Source organism: Aureimonas sp. SK2, from assembly GCF_029813115.1.
Lineage (GTDB): Bacteria > Pseudomonadota > Alphaproteobacteria > Rhizobiales > Rhizobiaceae > Aureimonas.
The window spans coordinates 148,293-164,720 of the sequence record NZ_JAPZDS010000003.1 but is presented as its reverse complement, the minus strand read 5'-3'; the positions used below and the strand labels follow the sequence as shown (position 1 = coordinate 164,720).

At 69.2% G+C, this 16,428-nt stretch carries 16 protein-coding genes and 1 tRNA gene; 13 read left to right on the top strand and 4 right to left on the bottom strand.

Annotated features, from left to right (window positions below):
* Window positions 1–86 precede the first annotated feature (86 nt).
* The 7 genes from O5O54_RS05555 (at window position 87) to O5O54_RS05525 (ending at window position 5,851) form a co-directional block, all read left to right on the top strand.
* On the top strand, window positions 87–596 hold the full coding sequence (locus O5O54_RS05555; protein ID WP_279479923.1) for a flavin reductase: 510 nt from the start codon (window positions 87–89) through the stop codon (window positions 594–596).
* Between the two features lie 49 nt (window positions 597–645).
* Window positions 646–1,572 (top strand): MoxR family ATPase, encoded by a 927-nt coding sequence (locus tag O5O54_RS05550; protein WP_279479711.1) that lies wholly within the window; start codon window positions 646–648, stop codon window positions 1,570–1,572.
* Window positions 1,569–2,780 carry a VWA domain-containing protein gene (locus tag O5O54_RS05545; protein ID WP_279479708.1) on the top strand — a complete coding sequence of 404 codons (1,212 nt, stop codon included), beginning with the start codon at window positions 1,569–1,571 and terminating at the stop codon, window positions 2,778–2,780. The genes O5O54_RS05550 and O5O54_RS05545 overlap by 4 nt, the downstream gene beginning before the upstream one ends.
* An 11-nt stretch (window positions 2,781–2,791) precedes the next feature.
* Window positions 2,792–3,112, top strand: a complete 321-nt coding sequence (locus tag O5O54_RS05540; protein WP_279479706.1) for an XdhC family protein — start codon at window positions 2,792–2,794, stop codon at window positions 3,110–3,112.
* Entirely contained in the window at window positions 3,112–3,816 is a 705-nt protein-coding gene (locus tag O5O54_RS05535) for an XdhC family protein (protein WP_279479704.1), read from the top strand. The genes O5O54_RS05540 and O5O54_RS05535 overlap by 1 nt, the downstream gene beginning before the upstream one ends.
* Window positions 3,813–5,426 carry a molybdopterin-binding/glycosyltransferase family 2 protein gene (locus O5O54_RS05530; protein ID WP_279479702.1) on the top strand — a complete coding sequence of 538 codons (1,614 nt, stop codon included), beginning with the start codon at window positions 3,813–3,815 and terminating at the stop codon, window positions 5,424–5,426. The genes O5O54_RS05535 and O5O54_RS05530 overlap by 4 nt, the downstream gene beginning before the upstream one ends.
* Before the next feature lie 140 nt (window positions 5,427–5,566).
* The gene (locus tag O5O54_RS05525) at window positions 5,567–5,851 is read left to right on the top strand and encodes a hypothetical protein (RefSeq protein ID WP_279479700.1); all 285 of its coding nucleotides are present in this window, start codon (window positions 5,567–5,569) and stop codon (window positions 5,849–5,851) included.
* 4 nt (window positions 5,852–5,855) lie between these two features.
* Here the strand turns inward: O5O54_RS05525 and radC are convergent, their stop codons facing one another.
* From radC to phaC, 3 genes are all read right to left on the bottom strand, one after another.
* The gene (gene radC / locus O5O54_RS05520) at window positions 5,856–6,617 is read right to left on the bottom strand and encodes a DNA repair protein RadC (RefSeq protein WP_279479699.1); all 762 of its coding nucleotides are present in this window, start codon (window positions 6,615–6,617) and stop codon (window positions 5,856–5,858) included.
* A 5-nt stretch (window positions 6,618–6,622) separates the two neighbouring features.
* Window positions 6,623–7,474, bottom strand: coding sequence for a type I methionyl aminopeptidase (gene map / locus O5O54_RS05515; protein WP_279479697.1), 852 nt, complete (start codon window positions 7,472–7,474; stop codon window positions 6,623–6,625).
* Window positions 7,475–7,556: 82 nt separating this feature from the next.
* Entirely contained in the window at window positions 7,557–9,380 is a 1,824-nt protein-coding gene (gene phaC / locus O5O54_RS05510; RefSeq protein WP_279479695.1) for a class I poly(R)-hydroxyalkanoic acid synthase, read from the bottom strand.
* A gap of 352 nt (window positions 9,381–9,732) precedes the next feature.
* On the opposite strand from phaC, the gene O5O54_RS05505 reads away from it, so the two are divergent.
* The 6 genes from O5O54_RS05505 (at window position 9,733) to O5O54_RS05480 (ending at window position 16,222) form a co-directional block, all read left to right on the top strand.
* Entirely contained in the window at window positions 9,733–10,128 is a 396-nt protein-coding gene (locus tag O5O54_RS05505) for a hypothetical protein (protein ID WP_279479694.1), read from the top strand.
* A 124-nt stretch (window positions 10,129–10,252) separates the two neighbouring features.
* Window positions 10,253–11,461, top strand: coding sequence for an LL-diaminopimelate aminotransferase (locus O5O54_RS05500; RefSeq protein ID WP_279479692.1), 1,209 nt, complete (start codon window positions 10,253–10,255; stop codon window positions 11,459–11,461).
* A 57-nt stretch (window positions 11,462–11,518) separates the two neighbouring features.
* Complete coding sequence (locus O5O54_RS05495) at window positions 11,519–12,823, top strand: homoserine dehydrogenase (protein ID WP_279479691.1); 1,305 nt, start codon at window positions 11,519–11,521, stop codon at window positions 12,821–12,823.
* 67 nt (window positions 12,824–12,890) lie between these two features.
* Window positions 12,891–13,880, top strand: coding sequence for a class II fructose-bisphosphatase (glpX, locus tag O5O54_RS05490; protein WP_279479922.1), 990 nt, complete (start codon window positions 12,891–12,893; stop codon window positions 13,878–13,880).
* A 19-nt stretch (window positions 13,881–13,899) separates the two neighbouring features.
* A complete protein-coding gene (gene recJ / locus O5O54_RS05485) occupies window positions 13,900–15,696 on the top strand; it encodes a single-stranded-DNA-specific exonuclease RecJ (protein ID WP_407061663.1) in 1,797 nt (598 codons plus the stop codon).
* Window positions 15,697–15,769: 73 nt separating this feature from the next.
* Window positions 15,770–16,222: an HD domain-containing protein gene (locus O5O54_RS05480; RefSeq protein WP_279479688.1), complete on the top strand. Its 453-nt coding sequence runs from the start codon at window positions 15,770–15,772 to the stop codon at window positions 16,220–16,222.
* Window positions 16,223–16,291: 69 nt separating this feature from the next.
* Here O5O54_RS05480 and O5O54_RS05475 read toward each other — a convergent pair.
* Window positions 16,292–16,366 (bottom strand) — tRNA-Glu (locus tag O5O54_RS05475).
* Between the last annotated feature and the right edge of the window lie 62 nt (window positions 16,367–16,428).

Sequence of the window (16,428 nt, the reverse complement as noted above, 5' to 3'; positions counted from 1 at the left end):
AAAAGATTCGTGGCGCAGGGTGCGCCATCCGAAGGCGCGCCCCATGTTGGGATGCGTTGCGCCAGCCCGAAGGAGTCGCCTTGCTAGTGACCCGCGCCGAGATCGACCGAGCGGCCTTCCGCGAGGCCATGAGCCATTTCGCAGCCGCCGTGTGCCTCGTCACGACCGACGGGCCGGCCGGGCGTCGGGGCGTGACCGTGACCTCCGTCTGCTCCGTCTCGGACGACCCGGCGACGCTGCTCGTCTGCCTCAACCGCTCGCACGAGGCCAATGCGCGCTTCGCCGAGAACGGCGTTTTCGCGGTGAATGTCCTGGCCGACCGGAGCGAGTCGGTGGCGCGAGTCTTTTCCGGCGAGGGAAAGCTCGATCTGGAAGCGCGGTTCGCCTCCGGCCGCTGGACCACGCTGGAAAGCGGCGCGCCCATTCTGGAGGATGCGATCGTCGCCTTCGACTGCCGCAGTCTGGAAAGCCGGACTGTGGCGACCCACCAGGTTACGATCGGCCAAGTCGTCGGCCTGTCCGTTCCGCGTGCCGGGCACAGCCTCCTGTACCGCGCGCGCCGCTACCATGCGCTGCAGCACCCGGAGGCCGAGTGACGCGGTTGTGACGTCGCGCGCATGAACTATCTTCGGGTCGACCCTTCGCATGGACCCCGAGTCGGTGACCCAATTTCCCCACAGCATCGACGAGACGCAGGCGCTTCTAGGAGTCGGCGGCTACGTCGCCGACCGCTCTCTCGCCACGGTCCTGTTCCTGGCCTTGCGCATGCGGCGGCCGATCTTCCTCGAAGGCGAGGCGGGCGTCGGCAAGACGGAGGTGGCCAAGGTCCTGGCCGAGCGGCTCGGTCGTCCGCTGATCCGCCTCCAGTGCTACGAGGGGCTGGATGTCTCCACCTCGCTCTACGAGTGGAACCATGCCGCCCAGATGATCGAGATCCGGCTGCGCGAGGCGAGCGGCGACACGGCGCGCGACGCCATGCGCTCCGACATCTTCTCCGAGCGCTTCCTGATCCGCCGCCCGGTGCTCCAGGCGCTGGAAGGCGAGGCCGGCCGGGCGCCGGTTCTCCTGATCGACGAGCTGGACCGCGCGGACGAAGCCTTCGAGGCGTTTCTCCTCGAAGTGCTATCTGACTTCCAAGTGACGATTCCCGAACTCGGCACCATTCGGGCGGCCGAGCCCCCGATCGTCGTCGTGACCACCAACCGCACCCGAGAGATCCACGACGCCCTGAAGCGGCGCTGCCTCTACCATTGGCTGGACTATCCGACGGCGGAGCGCGAGCTGGAGATTGTCCGACGAAAGGTGCCGACGGCCCATGCCGACCTTTCGGCCGAACTGGTCGCCTTCGTCCAGCGGCTGCGCGGGGCGGACCTCTTCAAGGCGCCGGGCGTCGCCGAAACCCTCGACTGGGCGACCGCGCTCACGGAACTCGATGCGGTGGCGCTCGACCCCGAGCTGGTGACGGACACGCTCGGCGTCCTCCTCAAGTATCAGGACGACATCGCGCGCATCGGTCGGAGCGAGGCGGACGAGATGCTGCGCGCCATCCGCCGCGAGCACGCGAGCGCATGACGGGCGGCGGTCATCTCGCCGACAACGTCGCGCATTTCGCGCGAACGCTCCGCCGCGCCGGTATGCGCGTCGGCCCGGCGGATACGCTGGCCGCCATCGAGGCGGTGCGCGCGGGCGGCATCGGCTCGCGCGAGGACTTCTTCTGGACGCTGCATGCGGTCTTCGTATCGCGCCGCGAGGACACTGCCGTCTTTGCCGAGGCATTCAGCCTGTTCTGGCGCTCGCGCCAGCTTGTGGAGCGGATGCTCGCGATGTTCTCGGCGCAGACCCCCGCCCGCAAGCCGCCGCCCGAACCTAAGCCGGGGGCGCGGCGCGTGGCCAACGCCCTGGAGGCTGCGGGTGGCGCGAGGCGGGTCGAGGAGCGGCCCGTGCTGGAGATTGACGCGCGGCTGACCGTCTCGGCCGAGGAGGTGTTCCGCGCCAAGGACTTCGCGCAGATGACGGCGGCCGAACTCGCAGAGGCTCGCGCCGCCATCGCCCGCATGGCGATGCCGGACGACCGGGTGGCCGCGCGTCGGTTCCGGGCGCGGAACCGGGGCCGCCGCTTCGATCCACGCCGCACGCTGCAGGCTTCGCTGCGTACCGGCGGCGACCTGATCCTGCCGCGCTTTCGCGAAGCGCGGACGGTCCACCCGCCGCTCGTGGTGATCGCCGACATTTCAGGCTCCATGAGCCAGTACAGCCGCCTCATGCTGCACTTCATGCACGCCATGTCGGCGCGCCGCCGGGTGCGTGCCTTCCTGTTCGGCACGCGGCTGACGCCGGTGTCGCGCCAGCTCGCGCAGCGCGATCCGGACGAGGCGGTGGCCGCCTGCAGCGCGCTGGTGCAGGACTGGTCCGGCGGCACGCGCATCGGCGCGGCGCTGGAGGAGTTCAATCGGCGCTGGTCACGGCGCGTCCTCTCGGGCGGGCCAATCGTGCTCCTCGTGACCGACGGGCTGGAGCGCGACGACATGGAGCGCCTGTCGCGCGAGGCGGACCGCCTCCATCGCTCCTGCCGCCGACTGATCTGGCTGAACCCACTTCTGCGTTTCGACGGTTTCTCGGCGCGCGCCCGTGGCGTGCGGGCTCTTCTTCCGCATGTCGACGAGTTCCGCTCGGCCCATTCCCTGAACACCCTGTCCGACCTCTGCGCCGCGCTGTCGCGCGAAGGGGGCGGACGCGACAACGACCCGCGCGCCTGGCTGCGAGCCGGCGCGGCGGCATGAGGAGCCAGGCGATGAGCGAGACGACGGATATCCTGAGCGTCGCCGAGCGCTGGGCCGGCGAGGGGCGCCGGCTGGCGCTGGCGACCGTGATCGAGACTTGGGGCTCGGCACCGCGCCCCGTCGGCAGCCATCTCGTGATCGACGCGGAGGGCGGCTTCGAGGGCTCCGTGTCCGGCGGCTGCGTCGAGGGCGCGGTGATCGCTGAAAGCCTGGAGGTGATCGAAAGCGGCGCGCCGCGTATCCTGGAGTTCGGCGTCGCGGACGAAACGGCCTGGCGCGTCGGCCTCTCCTGCGGCGGCCGCATCCGCGTCTTCCTCGAACGAGTGGCCTGATGCGGGCGGACCTCCTGCGTGAGCTCAACGCCGAGCGGGCGGCGCGGCGCGGCTGCGTGGTCGTGACCGATCTCGACAGCGGCGCGCAGCGGCTGGTGCGCGAGGCGTACATCGAAGGCGAGGACGAGGCGATCGCGCGGGCGCTGCGGAGCGGGCGCTCGGGGCTGGTCGAGGGCACGCGGACCTTTCTCAACGCCTATCTGCCGCCGCCCCGTATCCTGGTGATCGGCGCCGTCCACATCAGCCAGAGCCTCGCCCCGATGGCGCGTCTGGCCGGCTTCGACCTCGCCATCATCGATCCGCGCACCGCCTTCGCGACACCCGAGCGCTTTCCGGGCGTCGATCTCTCGGCCGAATGGCCGGAAGACGTCCTGCGCGAGCGCCCGCTCGACGCCTACACGGCACTGGTCGCCGTGACGCATGATCCGAAGATCGACGACCATCCGCTGATCGAGGCGCTGCGGACGGGCTGCTTCTATGTCGGCGCGCTGGGCAGCAGGAAGACGCATGCGCGACGGGTCGAACGGCTTCTGGCAGCCGGCGTGCCGCAGCATCGGATCGATCGGATCGAGGCGCCGATCGGCGTCGATATCGGCGCGGCGACGCCTGCCGAGATCGCCGTCGCGATCCTCGCCTCGGTCATATCCGCCTTCCGTGGACGCAAGATGCACGCCGAACGCCGGGGAGAGGCGCCGGGCGCATGAGGTTCGGCCCCGTGCCGACGGAGGAGGCGGAAGGCGCCCTCCTGGCGCATGCCGCGACGGCCGGCGGGCGGCGCCTGCCGAAAGGGCGCCGGCTCACGGAGGACGACGTTCGAGCGCTCGTCGCGGACGGAGTTCGCGAGATCACCGTCGCGCGCCTCGACCCCGGCGACATCGAAGAGAACCTCGCAGCCGAGCGGATCGCCCGCGCACTGGTTTCAACCGGGGTGGAGATGGCGCCGCCGGGAACCGGCCGCGCCAACCTCCATGCCACGCGGTCCGGCCTCTTCCTGCCCGACCGCAGGCTGGTCGATGCGGTGAACGGAATCGATCCCGGCATCACCCTCGCGACGCTCGGCGAACACGCGCCGGTCGGCGAGGGACGCATGGTCGCCACGGTGAAGATCGTTCCGCTCGCGGTGCCCGGCGAGGCCGTCGATGCGGCCGTAAGCGTCCTGTCGTCGGGCTTGGCGTTCCGCCTCGCGCCGTTTCGCGCGCGGAGCGTCGGACTGGTGCAGACGCGGCTCCCCGGCCTAAAGTCCGCGACGCTCGACAAGACCCGGCGCGTCCTCGAACGGCGGCTCGAGCCGTCCGGCTCGACGCTCGGCCGCGAGGAGCGGTGCGCGCACGACGAGGCGGACCTGACCAAGCGGCTCGCCCGGGCGCCGGCGGGCGAGGACCTGACGATCGTGTTCGGCGCCTCCGCCGTGATCGACGAGGCGGACGTCGTGCCGGCGGCGATCCGGCGCGCGGGCGGCGAAATCGTCCATCTCGGGATGCCCGTGGACCCCGGCAACCTGCTTCTGCTCGGGTGGATCGGAGAACGCACGATCCTCGGCGCGCCCGGCTGCGCACGCAGCCCCGCCGAGAACGGTTTCGACTGGATTCTCAATCGCATCCTCGCCGATCTTCATGTCGGACGGGAAGACATCGTCGGTCTGGGCGTCGGAGGACTTCTGATGGAGATCGCGTCTCGACCCCATCTGCGCGAGGCGCCGGCAAGCGCACCGCACAAGCGCGTCCATGCGCTGGTCCTGGCCGCCGGGCGGTCGAGCCGGATGGGCGGCCCGAACAAGCTGCTCGCCCGCTTCGACGGCACGCCGCTCGTCCGCCGCACGGTGGAAACCGCGCTGGCGAGCGGAGCGTCCGGGGTCTCGGTGGTCACCGGACACATGGCCGATGCCGTCGCCGCCGCTCTGGCGGGCCTCGACGTCGCGCTCCTCCAGAATCCCCGTTATGGGGAGGGACTGTCGGCCTCGCTCATCGCCGGCTTCGCCGCCATCCCAGCCAACTGCGACGGGGTGCTGGTCCTTCTGGCCGACCAACCGCTGCTGACGGCCGGCGATCTCGACCGGATGATCGCGGCTTTCGAACCGTCCGGTCCCGGTTCGATCGTGATGGCGACCGATCAGGGTCGGCGCGGGAACCCGGTGATCCTCTCGACAGCGTTCGCGCCTCTGGTGGCGCGGCTCGAAGGTGACATCGGCGCGCGATCCATCGTGCAGTCCAACACGGACCTTCTCCGCGAGGTAGAAATCGGACGAGCGGCGTCCTTCGACGTGGACACGCCGGACCTGATGCTGGAGGCGGGCGGTCGGTTCGACGCCGACTAGCTGCACAAGTTTGTTGCGGCGCAATGCGATGGCGTCTTTTGTATCAGGCGTCCCGCTCGGGTTAACCGCTCGTTAATCCTGCGGGCGCAGCCTGATGGTCGAGGGCCGTATCCTCGGCCCCGGATGCAGAAGGAGCCGACATGCCTGCCGCACGTACGCCCGATCCGCAGTTCCTGAAGATGCTCTCCGGCTATGGCCTGACCTTTGCCGAAGTGCTCTACCGGATGCCCGACCATCCGACCTTTCTCCAGACCTTCTCCTGGCAGTTCGACGACCTCGCGCCGGACTATCCGCGCCTGCGTCGCTTCCTGGCGCATTGGGAGCGGAACGTGGAGGCGACGATCCATTCCGTCCGGGTCATGCACCAGGGTCTGATCCAGCCGCGCGAGATCCAGTTGGTGCGCGACGTCGGCTACCTCAACTGACCGGTCAGAGCAGCTGCTGGGCGCGGAAGCTGAAATGGCCGTTGCGGCCGATGATCAGGTGGTCGTGGATCTGGATGCCCAGCGCCTCGGCGACGCCGACCAGCGTCTTGGTCATCTCGATGTCGGCGCGCGACGGGTTCGGGTCGCCCGACGGGTGGTTGTGGACCAGCACGAGCGCGCTGGCCGACAGCGCCAGCGCGCGGCCCATGACCTCGCGGGGGTAGACCGGCGTGTGGTTCACCGTCCCGACCTGCTGCACCTCGTCGGCGATCAGCGCGTTCCGGCGGTCCAGGAACAGGATGCGGAACTGCTCGCGCGTCTCGTGCGCCATGGAGGCATGGCAGTAGTCGACGACGGCCGACCATGACGACAGGATCTCGCGCGAACGCAGCGAGGCACGAAAGGCACGCTGGTTGACGGCGGTGACGACCCTGATGTCCAGCGCCGTGGCGTCACCGATCCCGTCCACTTCGGTCAGGAGGTCGGCGGGGGCGTTGAGGACGTCCTCCAATGTGCCGAAGCGCGCCAGAAGTGCCTTGGCGATAGGCTTGGTGTCGCGGCGGGGAATGAAGCGGAACAGCAGGAGCTCGAGAAGCTCGTAGTCCGCCAGCGCATCCGGCCCCGCGGAGGCGAAGCGCTCGCGCAGGCGGTCGCGATGACCGTCGTGGTCCTTGGGCGGGGTACGTGGCTTGGCCGGCGGCGTCGCGTTCTCTCGCTCCCAGAAGGGGAGCGACCCGTCGTCCCAGCCGTCCGCGCCGCCGCCCATGGCCTTCAGGCCACCGCGGGCGCCCAGGCCGACGGCGGGAAGCCCGGCATGTCCTGGCCGTTGCGCGACAGGGTGAAGACCTCACAGCCAGTCTCCGTCACCCCGACCGTATGCTCGTATTGCGCAGACAGCGAGCGGTCGCGCGTCACAGCCGTCCAGCCGTCGGCCAGCACCTTCACGTGCGGGCGGCCGAGATTGATCATGGGCTCGATGGTGAAGATCATGCCGGGCCGAATCTCGACGCCTTCGCCGCGTCGACCGTAGTGGAGGATGTTGGGCGCGTCGTGGAACAGGCGGCCGATCCCGTGCCCGCAGAAGTCGCGCACCACCGAGCAGCGTTCGCCTTCGGCATAGGCCTGGATGGCCGCGCCGATGTCGCCGACGTGGCCGCCCGGCTTCACGGCGTCGATGCCGATCAGGAGCGAGCGGTAGGTGATCTCGCACAGGCGCTCGGCCGCGCGCTTGATCGGGCCGACCGGGTACATGCGCGACGTGTCGCCATAGTAGCCGTCGAGGATCAGCGTCACGTCGATGTTGACGATGTCCCCTTCGCGCAGCGGCTTGTCGTTGGGAATGCCGTGGCACACGACGTGGTTGATCGAGGTGCAGACGTTCTTGGTGTAGCCGCGATAGTTGAGCTGGGCGGGCAGGGCGCCGTTGTCGCGCGTGAACTCGAAGACGAAGCGGTCGATCTCGTTGGTCGTCACGCCCGGCTTCACGATGTCGGCGAGCTGGTCGAGAACCGTCGCCGACAGGCGGCTGACCCGCCGCATGCCCTCGAAGGCTTCCGCGTCGTAGAGGCGGATCGACCCGGTGTTGCGCAGGGGATTGGCTTCGGCTTCGAGGTAGACTGTCATGGATGCAGCGGCGCTTGCCCGAACGGGAGAATGTCTTGGCCGTGATGTCGCACCGATGGGCCGGCGCTTCAAGCCCGCGCGGTCATTGGCGCACGTAGCGGCCCGGCGCGTCCTCGATGACGGGCAGCCCGCCCGAGCCCGGCTCGCGCGCCGGCACCCGATCGCCCGATTGCGCCTCGATCCAGGCCTGCCAGTGCGGCCACCACGAGCCCTTGGTCTCGCGCGCATGGCTCCACCAGTCCTCGAAGGCGATCTCGCCCGACGGCGCAGGGCCGACCCAGAACTGGTACTTGTTCTTGGCCGGCGGATTGACGACGCCCGCGATATGGCCCGAGCCCGACACGACGTAGGTTACCGGCGCACCGAGCGCCCGGCTGCCCTCGTAGACGCTGAGGGCGGGTGCGATGTGGTCTTCCTTGGTGGCGAGATTGTAGACCGGCAAGGTGATCTGCGAGAGGTCGAGCTGGACCCCGCCGATCTCCATCATGCCACGCGACAGGCGGTTTTCGAGGTAGCAGTTGCGGAGGTAAAAGAGGTGGTTGGCCTTCGCCATGCGCGTGGCGTCGGCGTTCCAGAACAGGAGGTCGAAGGGCAGCGGCTCCTTGCCCTTCAGGTAGTTGTTGACGAAGTAAGGCCAGATCAGGTCGCCCGAGCGCAGGAGATTGAAGGCGGTCGCCATGTTCGAGCCATCGAGATAGCCCTTCTCCATGGTGCGCTCGATCTCGGCGAGCTGGCCCTCGTCGACGAAGACCTTCAGGTCGCCGGAATGCTTGAAGTCGATCTGCGTGGTGAGGAACGTGACGGAGGCGATGCGCTCGTCGCCCCGAGCCTTGAGATAGGGCAGGGAGGCCGCGAGAAGCGTGCCGCCGACGCAGTAGCCGACGGCGTTGACCTCCCGCTCGCCTGTCGCCTGCTCCACGATATCGAGGCCGAAGGCGATCCCCTGGTCGATATAGTCCTGCCAGTTCTTGTCGGCGTGGCGCTCGTCCGGGTTGACCCAGGAGATGACGAACACCGTATGCCCCTGCTCCACCATCCAGCGGATGAAGGACTTCTCCGGGTTGAGGTCGAGGATGTAAAATCGGTTGATCCAGGGCGGCGAGATCAGGATCGGCCGGCGAAACACGGTCTCGGTCGCCGGGACGTACTGGATGATCTGGCAGACCTCGTTCTCGGCCACGACCTTGCCCGGCGTCATGGCGAGGTTCTCGCCGACCGCGAACTTCGTCGGGTCGGACTGGCGCAGCTTGAGCTGGCCTTTGCCCTTCATCATGTCCTCGGCGAACATGCGCATGCCGCGCACGAGGTTCTCGCCGTTCTGCTCCACGGTTTCGCGATAGAGCTCCGGATTGGTCAGGACGAAGTTCGACGGCGAGACCGCATTGGCGATCTGCTTCACGTAGAAGGCGGCCTTCTGGCGCGTGTGCGGATCGAGCCCTTCGGAGCGTTCGACCAGCATGTTGGCCCAGTCGGAAGCGATGACGTAGGCCTCCTTCAGGAAACCGAAGAAGAGGTTGCGGTTCCAGTCCTCGTGGGTGAAGCGTTTGTCGGGCGCGCCCTTCGGCGCCTCGGCCGGCGGCGCGCCAGACGCCTTGCGGATCGAATCGGCCCACAGACCCATGAAGCGGATCATGAGTGCGCTCTGCGCTTCGAGGGAGCGCGACGGGTCGGTCAGCCAGTACTCGCCGACGCGCGAAAGCGTGGCGACCATGTCGGCGTAGCTGAGGGGTCCGTCCTTCACTTCGCCCCGTTCGCGCGGCTCGACCCAGGCGGAGGCCGCCTTGCCGACCTGCTCCAGCATCCGCGCCATATTGCGGGCGAAGGCCTCGGGATCTCGAACCGCATAGTCGGCGAACGGTGGAACCTCCCCGGCGGGGGGTTCGGTCGTGGATCGCGAATCCGCCATGGCCGGGCCTCCTCTTCGTTCCCCTGTAAAGCACAATGTCGCGCAGGGGGCAGCCGCGAGTAGCGCCTTGCATGGGACTTTCGTCGCGGCGACGCAGCATCCCCGTGCGCCGCGCTGCGCCATTCCCAAGCCATGCCGGTTCGGTTAAGAGCGTGGGACAGGACCTCCGGGCGGAGGAGGGGCGAGAGACTTTCGACCGCTGGCGAGGAGCGATGCGCAGTCGATGCCGGTGGCATCGGCGAGCATTCGCGACGAAGCGAGCGGCGGAAGGATCCGGCCGGCCGACCCCGCGAGGTTCAGTCCCGCGCTCCGGGAAGATCGCGTTTTGGGGAAGGCCTTGATGGACATGGCGATGCGAGCGGTTCGGATGACGGCGATGTGCGTGTCGCTCGGCCTGCCCCTGTCGGCCTGCCAGTCCTTCCTGCCGCGCGACGAGACGCCGACGACCCTGCCGCCGCTCGCGGCCGCACCCGGCGTGGCCTCCTCCGGCCAGAAGCTGGACGAAGCAGGGTATCCGATCATCGGGCGCATGCCGCGCGCCGCGCGCGAGCAGGCCGCCGACGATGCCGTCGCCCAGACCCAGCAGCGCTTTTCGCGCGCCGAATCGAGAAGCTGGGGCAACCCGGAGGCCGCCTACCGTCGCGACGTGGCCGAACTCGAAGCCCTGGCCGCGCGCCAGCAGGCCGAAGCGGCGAGGGTGCTCGCGCCGGCGCCCACGGCCGACGCAGCCAGCAGCCGGGCGCAATAGAGCGCCGCCGACCGCGAAATCGGTCGATGCGCCCGGCTCCAGCGGACGCTCAGCGCCTGAGCCCGTTCGGCTGTCGGCCCATGCCGTCAGCCCAATCTATGCGTCCAGCCGAAGGCTAGCCCCCATGAGCGAAGAGTACCACAAGATCCGCCGCCTGCCGCCTTACGTCTTCGAGGAGGTCAACAAGAAGAAGGCCGCCGCCCGCGCCCGCGGCGTCGACATCATCGACCTCGGCATGGGCAACCCCGACCTGCCGACGCCGAAATTCGTGGTCGACAAGCTGTGCGAGGCGATCCGCGACCCGCGCACGCACCGCTACTCCGCCTCCAAGGGCATCGCGGGCCTGCGCCGCGCCCAGGCCGCCTATTACGAGCGCCGCTTCAACGTGAAGCTGAACCCGGACACCCAAGTCGTCGCGACGCTGGGGTCGAAGGAAGGCTTCGCCAACATGGCGCAGGCGATCACCGCGCCCGGCGACGTCGTGCTCTGCCCGAACCCGACCTATCCGATCCACGCCTTCGGCTTCCTGATGACGGGCGGCACGATCCGCTCGATACCGGCCAAGCCCGACGAGGACTTCCTGCGTGCGATCGACCGGGCCGTGCGCCATTCGATCCCCAAGCCCATCGCGATCATCCTCAACTACCCGTCCAATCCGACGGCCTACGAGGCGGACCTCGACTTCTACGCCGAGGTGGTGAAGTTCGCGAAGGAGCACGAGATCGTCATCCTGTCCGATCTCGCCTATTCCGAGATCTTCTTCGACGGCGCGCCGCCGCCCTCGGTGCTGGAGGTTCCGGGCGCGATGGACGTGGCGGTCGAGTTCACCTCCATGTCGAAGACCTTCTCCATGCCCGGCTGGCGCGTCGGCTTCGCGGTCGGCAACGAGCGGCTGATCTCGGCGCTGGCCCGCGTGAAGTCCTATCTCGACTACGGCGCCTTCACCCCGATCCAGGTCGCCGCCACCGCCGCGCTCAACGCGGGCGATGCGGCGATCGAGGAGGTGCGCTCGGTGTATCGCCACCGCCGCGACGTGCTGGTCGAATCGTTCGGCCGCGCCCATTTCGACGTGCCGCCGCCATCCTCGACCATGTTCGCCTGGGCGCCCATCCCCGAGCGCTTCCGCTACATGGGATCGCTGGAGTTTTCCAAGCTCCTGATCGAGAAGGCTGATGTCGCCGTCGCGCCGGGCATCGGCTTCGGCGAATACGGCGACGACTATGTGCGCATCGCACTCGTCGAGAACGAGCACCGCATCCGGCAGGCGGCGCGCAACATCCGCCGCTTCCTTGCGTCGGGCAACGATCCCGTCCAAAAGGCGGCATCCGCCTGAGACGCGGCCGGTTCGCCGCGCGCCAGGCTTCAAGACGATCAGGGTTCAGGAACAGCCATGAATAGCCCGCTGCGGATCGGCCTTGCCGGATTGGGAACGGTCGGTGCCTCGCTCGCCCGCCTCGTTTCGAGCCGTGGGGAAACCTACGCCCTGCGCGCCGGGCGGCCGATCGAGATCGTCGCCGTCTCGGCCCGCGACCGCACGCGCGATCGCGGGTTCGACGTCTCGGCCATGGCCTGGTTCGACGATCCGGTGGAACTGGCATCCAAGGCCGAAATCGACCTCTTCGTGGAGCTCGTGGGCGGCGCCGAAGGTGCCGCGCTCGCCAGCGTCAAGGCGGCGCTGAATCGGGGCATCCCGGTGGTGACCGCCAACAAGGCGCTGCTTGCCCATCACGGCGTGGAACTCGCCAAGCTCGCGCAGAAGAAGGGCGCCACCATCTTCTACGAGGCGGCCGCCGCCGGCGGTATCCCGATCATCAAGACCATGCGCGAGGCCCTGCGGGGCAACGCAGTGAGCCGCGTCTACGGCATCCTCAACGGCACCTGCAACTACATGCTGACGCGCATGGAGAAGGAGGGCATCGCCTTCGAGGACTGCCTCAGGGACGCACAGCGCCTCGGCTACGCCGAAGCCGACCCGACCTTCGACATCGGCGGCTTCGACGCCGCGCACAAGCTGGCACTCCTCACGTCGCTCGCCTTCGGCTGCGAGATCGACCTCGAATCGATCTTCATCGAGGGCATCTCGACGGTCACCAATGCCGACATCGAGGCGGCGGCCGAGCTCGGCTATCGCATCAAGCTCCTGGCGGTCGCCCAGCGCACCGAGAGCGGCATCGAGCAGCGGGTCCACCCGACCATGATCCCGGCCCACTCGGCGCTCGCGCAGGTGGACGGCGTGACCAACGCGGTGGCGGTGGATACCGATCTCCTCGGTTCGATCCTCCTGGTGGGTCCCGGTGCCGGCGGCAACGCCACGGCTTCGGCCGTCCTGTCGGACGTGCTCGACATGGCACAGGGCGTGCGACTGCCGACCTTCGCGGTGGAGGCCAAGCAGCTCACCCCCTACAAGCGCGCCCGGATGCGGGCGCACGAGGGCGGCTACTACATCCGCCTCAGCGTGCTCGACCGCGTGGGCGCCTTCGCGTCCATCGCGCGGCGCATGGCCGAGAACGAGATTTCGCTGGAATCCATCGTCCAGCGCAAGCGCGCGGACGACGACGCGAGCGACACCGCGCCGGTCATCCTGATCACGCACGAGACCACCGAGGCGGCTGTGAAAAAGGCTCTCGACGCCGTTTCCAAGGACGGGCACCTCAAGGAGGCCCCGCGCATGATCCGCATCGAGGCGCTCGACTGACAACGGAAAGGCGTCGGCGGTCGCGCGGCAGGCGTGCGGTCACGGCGACAGGGAAGGCGACGGCATGATGGGCAGCGACGTTTTCAGGGATGCCGATCCGCTCGAGCGGATCCTCTCGGTCGAGATCGCCCGCGTGACGGAGAAGGCGGCGGTTGCCGCCGCCATGCTGCGCGGCCGGGGCGACGAACGCGCGGCCGACCAGGCGGCGGTCGACGCGATGCGCGTCGAACTCGATGCGCTGCCGGTCGACGGCGTGGTGGTGGTCGGCGAGGGCGAGCGCGACGATGCGCCGTCGCTCTACGTCGGCGAACGGCTGGGGCGGGGCGGGGCGGCCGTCGATCTGGCGCTCGACCCGCTCGAAGGCACCACGATCTGCGCCAAGAGCCTACCCAACGCGATCACCGTCGTGGCGGTGGCCGCGCGCGGCTCGCTGCTCGTCGTACCCGACGTCTACATGGAAAAGATCGCGATCGGGCCGGGCTATGCCGAGGGCGTCGTCGGGCTCGACCGGAGCGCGCGGGACAACATCTCGTCGCTGGCCGCCGCCAAGGGCGTGCCCGTGGACCGCATCACCGCCTGCATTCTCGACCGTCCTCGCCACGCCAAGCTGATCGAGGAGATCCGGGCGACGGGCGCCGCGATCCGCCTCATCGGCGACGGCGACGTGGCGGGCGTGATCCATACGACCGATCCGGAAAGCACCGGCATCGACATCTATATGGGCATCGGCGGCGCGCCGGAGGGCGTTCTTGCCGCCGCCGCGCTTCGCTGCACCGGCGGGCAGATCCAGGGGCGTCTCCAGCTCAACACCGGCGAGAAGCGCAATCGCGCCGACAAGCTCGGGCTGCACGACCCCGAGAAGATCTACGACCTGTCCGACATGGTCTCCGGCGACGTGATCTTCGCCGCATCGGGCGTCACCGACGGCAACCTGCTCGAAGGCGTGCGCTTCTACGCCAACCGCGTCGAGACGCACTCCCTGGTCATGCACTCGCGCACCGGCACGGTTCGCGACATGCGCACGCGCCACCTCGGCTCCAGCTTCTTCGCCCGCTGACGGGCATACGATCTTTCGCATGACCGACGTGAAGCGGACCTTTCTCGGCGTCGACCGTTCGGTGAGCGGGCGGCGCTGGGTCCATGCGCTGGATCCGCGCGCGGAGGCCGCGGCCGCGCGCATGGCCCAGCTCTCCGGCCTGCCTGATATCGTCGGCCGCGTGATGGCAGCGCGCGGCGTTGCGCCGGACGCGGCGGAGGCCTTCCTCGCGCCGACGATCCGCGAGCTGATGCCCGACCCCTCGACCCTGACCGACATGGACGCGGCGGCTTCGCGCCTCGCCGACGCCGTGGAAAGGCGCGAGCGGGTCGCCGTGTTCGGCGACTACGACGTCGACGGCGCGGCGTCGGCCGCGCTCGTCCACCGCTACTTCGCCCATTTCGGCATGGCCTGCGAGATCCGCATCCCCGATCGCATCACGGAAGGCTACGGACCCAACCCGAAGGCGCTGCGCGAGCTGGCCGACCGTGGCGCGTCCCTGATCCTGACCGTCGACTGCGGCTCGACAAGCCGCGAGGCGCTCGCCGATGCCGCCACACAGGGTGTCGACATCGTGGTCCTCGACCACCATCAGGTCGGGGCCGAGCTGCCGCCGGCCAAGGCGGTGGTCAACCCCAACCGCCAGGACGACCTGTCCGGCCAGGGCCATCTCTGCGCGGCCGGCGTGGTGTTCCTGACGCTGGTGGCCACGTCCCGCGAGTTGCGGCGGCGGGGGCGAGGCGCGTCCGAACTGCCCGATCTTCTCGGCGACCTCGATCTCGTGGCTCTGGCGACTGTCTGCGACGTCGTGCCGCTCGTCGGGTTCAACCGCGCGCTCGTGGTCCGCGGTCTGGAAATCCTGCGCGCCCGACGCAATCCCGGCTTGCGCGCCCTGGCCGAGACGGCGCGCCTGCAAGGACCCGTCGAGGCGTTCCACCTCGGCTTCCTGCTCGGGCCGCGCATCAACGCGGGCGGACGCATCGGCGACGCCGCGCTCGGCAGCCGCCTCCTGACGCTACGCGACGAAGCGAGCGCCAAGGAGATCGCCGACGAGCTCGAACTCCTCAACGCCGAGCGGCAGGCCATGGAGCGCGAGATGCTGGCCGAGGCGGAGCAGGAAATCCGCGCCGAGATCGGCGAGGGGGACGGCCCGCCGATCCTCGTCGCCGGGCGCTCGACATGGCATCCCGGAATTGTCGGGCTGATCGCCGCGCGGCTCAAGGAACGCTTCGGCCGCCCGGCCTTCGCCATCGCCTTCGACGCGGGCGGACGCGGCACCGGTTCGGGCCGCTCCATATCCGGCTTCGACATCGGCCGCTTCGTGCGCGAGGCGGTGGCCGACGGGACGCTGATCCGCGGCGGCGGGCACGCCATGGCGGCGGGCCTGACAATCGACCGCGACAGGCTCGCCGACTTCCGTCTGCGCGCCGAGACGCAGGCCCGTGCCAGCATCGACGCCCTGCGCGCCGACGAGGCGCTGGCCCTCGACGGCGCTCTCGGCGCGCGCGGCCTGACGGTGGATCTGGTCCGGACGATCGAGCGCGCCGGGCCATACGGTTCGGGCCACCCCGCACCCGTCTTCGCGATGCCGAGACACAGGCTCCTGTCCTCCGCCCCGGTCGGAACCGGCGGCCACATCCGCGCGACGCTGCGTTCGGCGGACGGCGCCACGACGTCGGCGATTGCCTTCCGCGCTGCGGAGACGCCGCTCGGCGACGCCTTGCTGGGACGGCGGGGAGCGGACGTGCATGTCGCCGGCAGCGTGTCGATCGACCGCTACCAGGGCAGCGAGAAGGTGACCTTCCGCATCATCGACCTCGCGATTCCCGGGATGTGAAACCGGACCGGCGCCGCGACGGTTGGGAAGAAACCAGCCGGTGATCGGGGCCCGGCATCGCGGAGTTCTTCACATGACCGACGACGAAATGATCGAGCGCGCCGACCGCATCGCAGCCGAGGCTCATGCCGGCCAGATCGACAAGGCGGGCGCCCCTTACATATCCCATCCGCGCCGCGTCTCGGCCACGGTGAACGGAACGACCGCCAAGGTCGTGGCGCTGCTCCACGACGTGGTGGAGGATGGACCGGGCTGGACGCTGGATCGGCTGAAGGTCGAGGGCTTCCCGGACGAGGTCGTTGCAGCCGTCGACGCGCTGACCCATCGCGAGGGCGAGGACTATTTTGACGCGGTGCGCCGGGCCGGTGCGCACCCGATCGCACGCATCGTCAAGCTGGCGGACCTTTCCGACAACTCGGACCGAACGCGGCTTGGCGAAATCGGCGAGCGCGAGGAAAAGCGACTGGAGAAGTACGCTCGGGCCACGGCCATGCTGACGGACGGCGGGGCGCTCGATCCGCTTTGAGATCGCAGGATTCGCCCACGAACGGCAACCGTTGCGGTCGGTCTAGTGCGTATGGATTCGAAAGGGAAGTGGTACGCCCGAGGGGAATCGAACCCCTCTCTCCACCGTGAAAGGGTGGCGTCCTAACCGATAGACGACGGGCGCGGACGAGTGGGTCTATACGGTGAGTCGGCCGGTTGCGCAACCCGAAAACGGCCGGGCTCGAT

What these genes read in the sequence shown, in the direction of transcription:
- O5O54_RS05550 (WP_279479711.1), top strand. Translation starts at nt 646, where the DNA reads ATGGACCCCGAGTCGGTGACCCAATTTCCCCACAGCATCGACGAGACG.
- O5O54_RS05545 (WP_279479708.1), top strand. Translation starts at nt 1,569, where the DNA reads ATGACGGGCGGCGGTCATCTCGCCGACAACGTCGCGCATTTCGCGCGA.
- O5O54_RS05540 (WP_279479706.1), top strand. Translation starts at nt 2,792, where the DNA reads ATGAGCGAGACGACGGATATCCTGAGCGTCGCCGAGCGCTGGGCCGGC.
- O5O54_RS05535 (WP_279479704.1), top strand. Translation starts at nt 3,112, where the DNA reads ATGCGGGCGGACCTCCTGCGTGAGCTCAACGCCGAGCGGGCGGCGCGG.
- O5O54_RS05530 (WP_279479702.1), top strand. Translation starts at nt 3,813, where the DNA reads ATGAGGTTCGGCCCCGTGCCGACGGAGGAGGCGGAAGGCGCCCTCCTG.
- O5O54_RS05525 (WP_279479700.1), top strand. Translation starts at nt 5,567, where the DNA reads ATGCCTGCCGCACGTACGCCCGATCCGCAGTTCCTGAAGATGCTCTCC.
- radC (WP_279479699.1), bottom strand. Translation starts at nt 6,617, where the DNA reads ATGGGCGGCGGCGCGGACGGCTGGGACGACGGGTCGCTCCCCTTCTGG.
- map (WP_279479697.1), bottom strand. Translation starts at nt 7,474, where the DNA reads ATGACAGTCTACCTCGAAGCCGAAGCCAATCCCCTGCGCAACACCGGG.
- phaC (WP_279479695.1), bottom strand. Translation starts at nt 9,380, where the DNA reads ATGGCGGATTCGCGATCCACGACCGAACCCCCCGCCGGGGAGGTTCCA.
- O5O54_RS05505 (WP_279479694.1), top strand. Translation starts at nt 9,733, where the DNA reads ATGCGAGCGGTTCGGATGACGGCGATGTGCGTGTCGCTCGGCCTGCCC.
- O5O54_RS05500 (WP_279479692.1), top strand. Translation starts at nt 10,253, where the DNA reads ATGAGCGAAGAGTACCACAAGATCCGCCGCCTGCCGCCTTACGTCTTC.
- O5O54_RS05495 (WP_279479691.1), top strand. Translation starts at nt 11,519, where the DNA reads ATGAATAGCCCGCTGCGGATCGGCCTTGCCGGATTGGGAACGGTCGGT.
- glpX (WP_279479922.1), top strand. Translation starts at nt 12,891, where the DNA reads ATGGGCAGCGACGTTTTCAGGGATGCCGATCCGCTCGAGCGGATCCTC.
- recJ (WP_407061663.1), top strand. Translation starts at nt 13,900, where the DNA reads ATGACCGACGTGAAGCGGACCTTTCTCGGCGTCGACCGTTCGGTGAGC.
- O5O54_RS05480 (WP_279479688.1), top strand. Translation starts at nt 15,770, where the DNA reads ATGACCGACGACGAAATGATCGAGCGCGCCGACCGCATCGCAGCCGAG.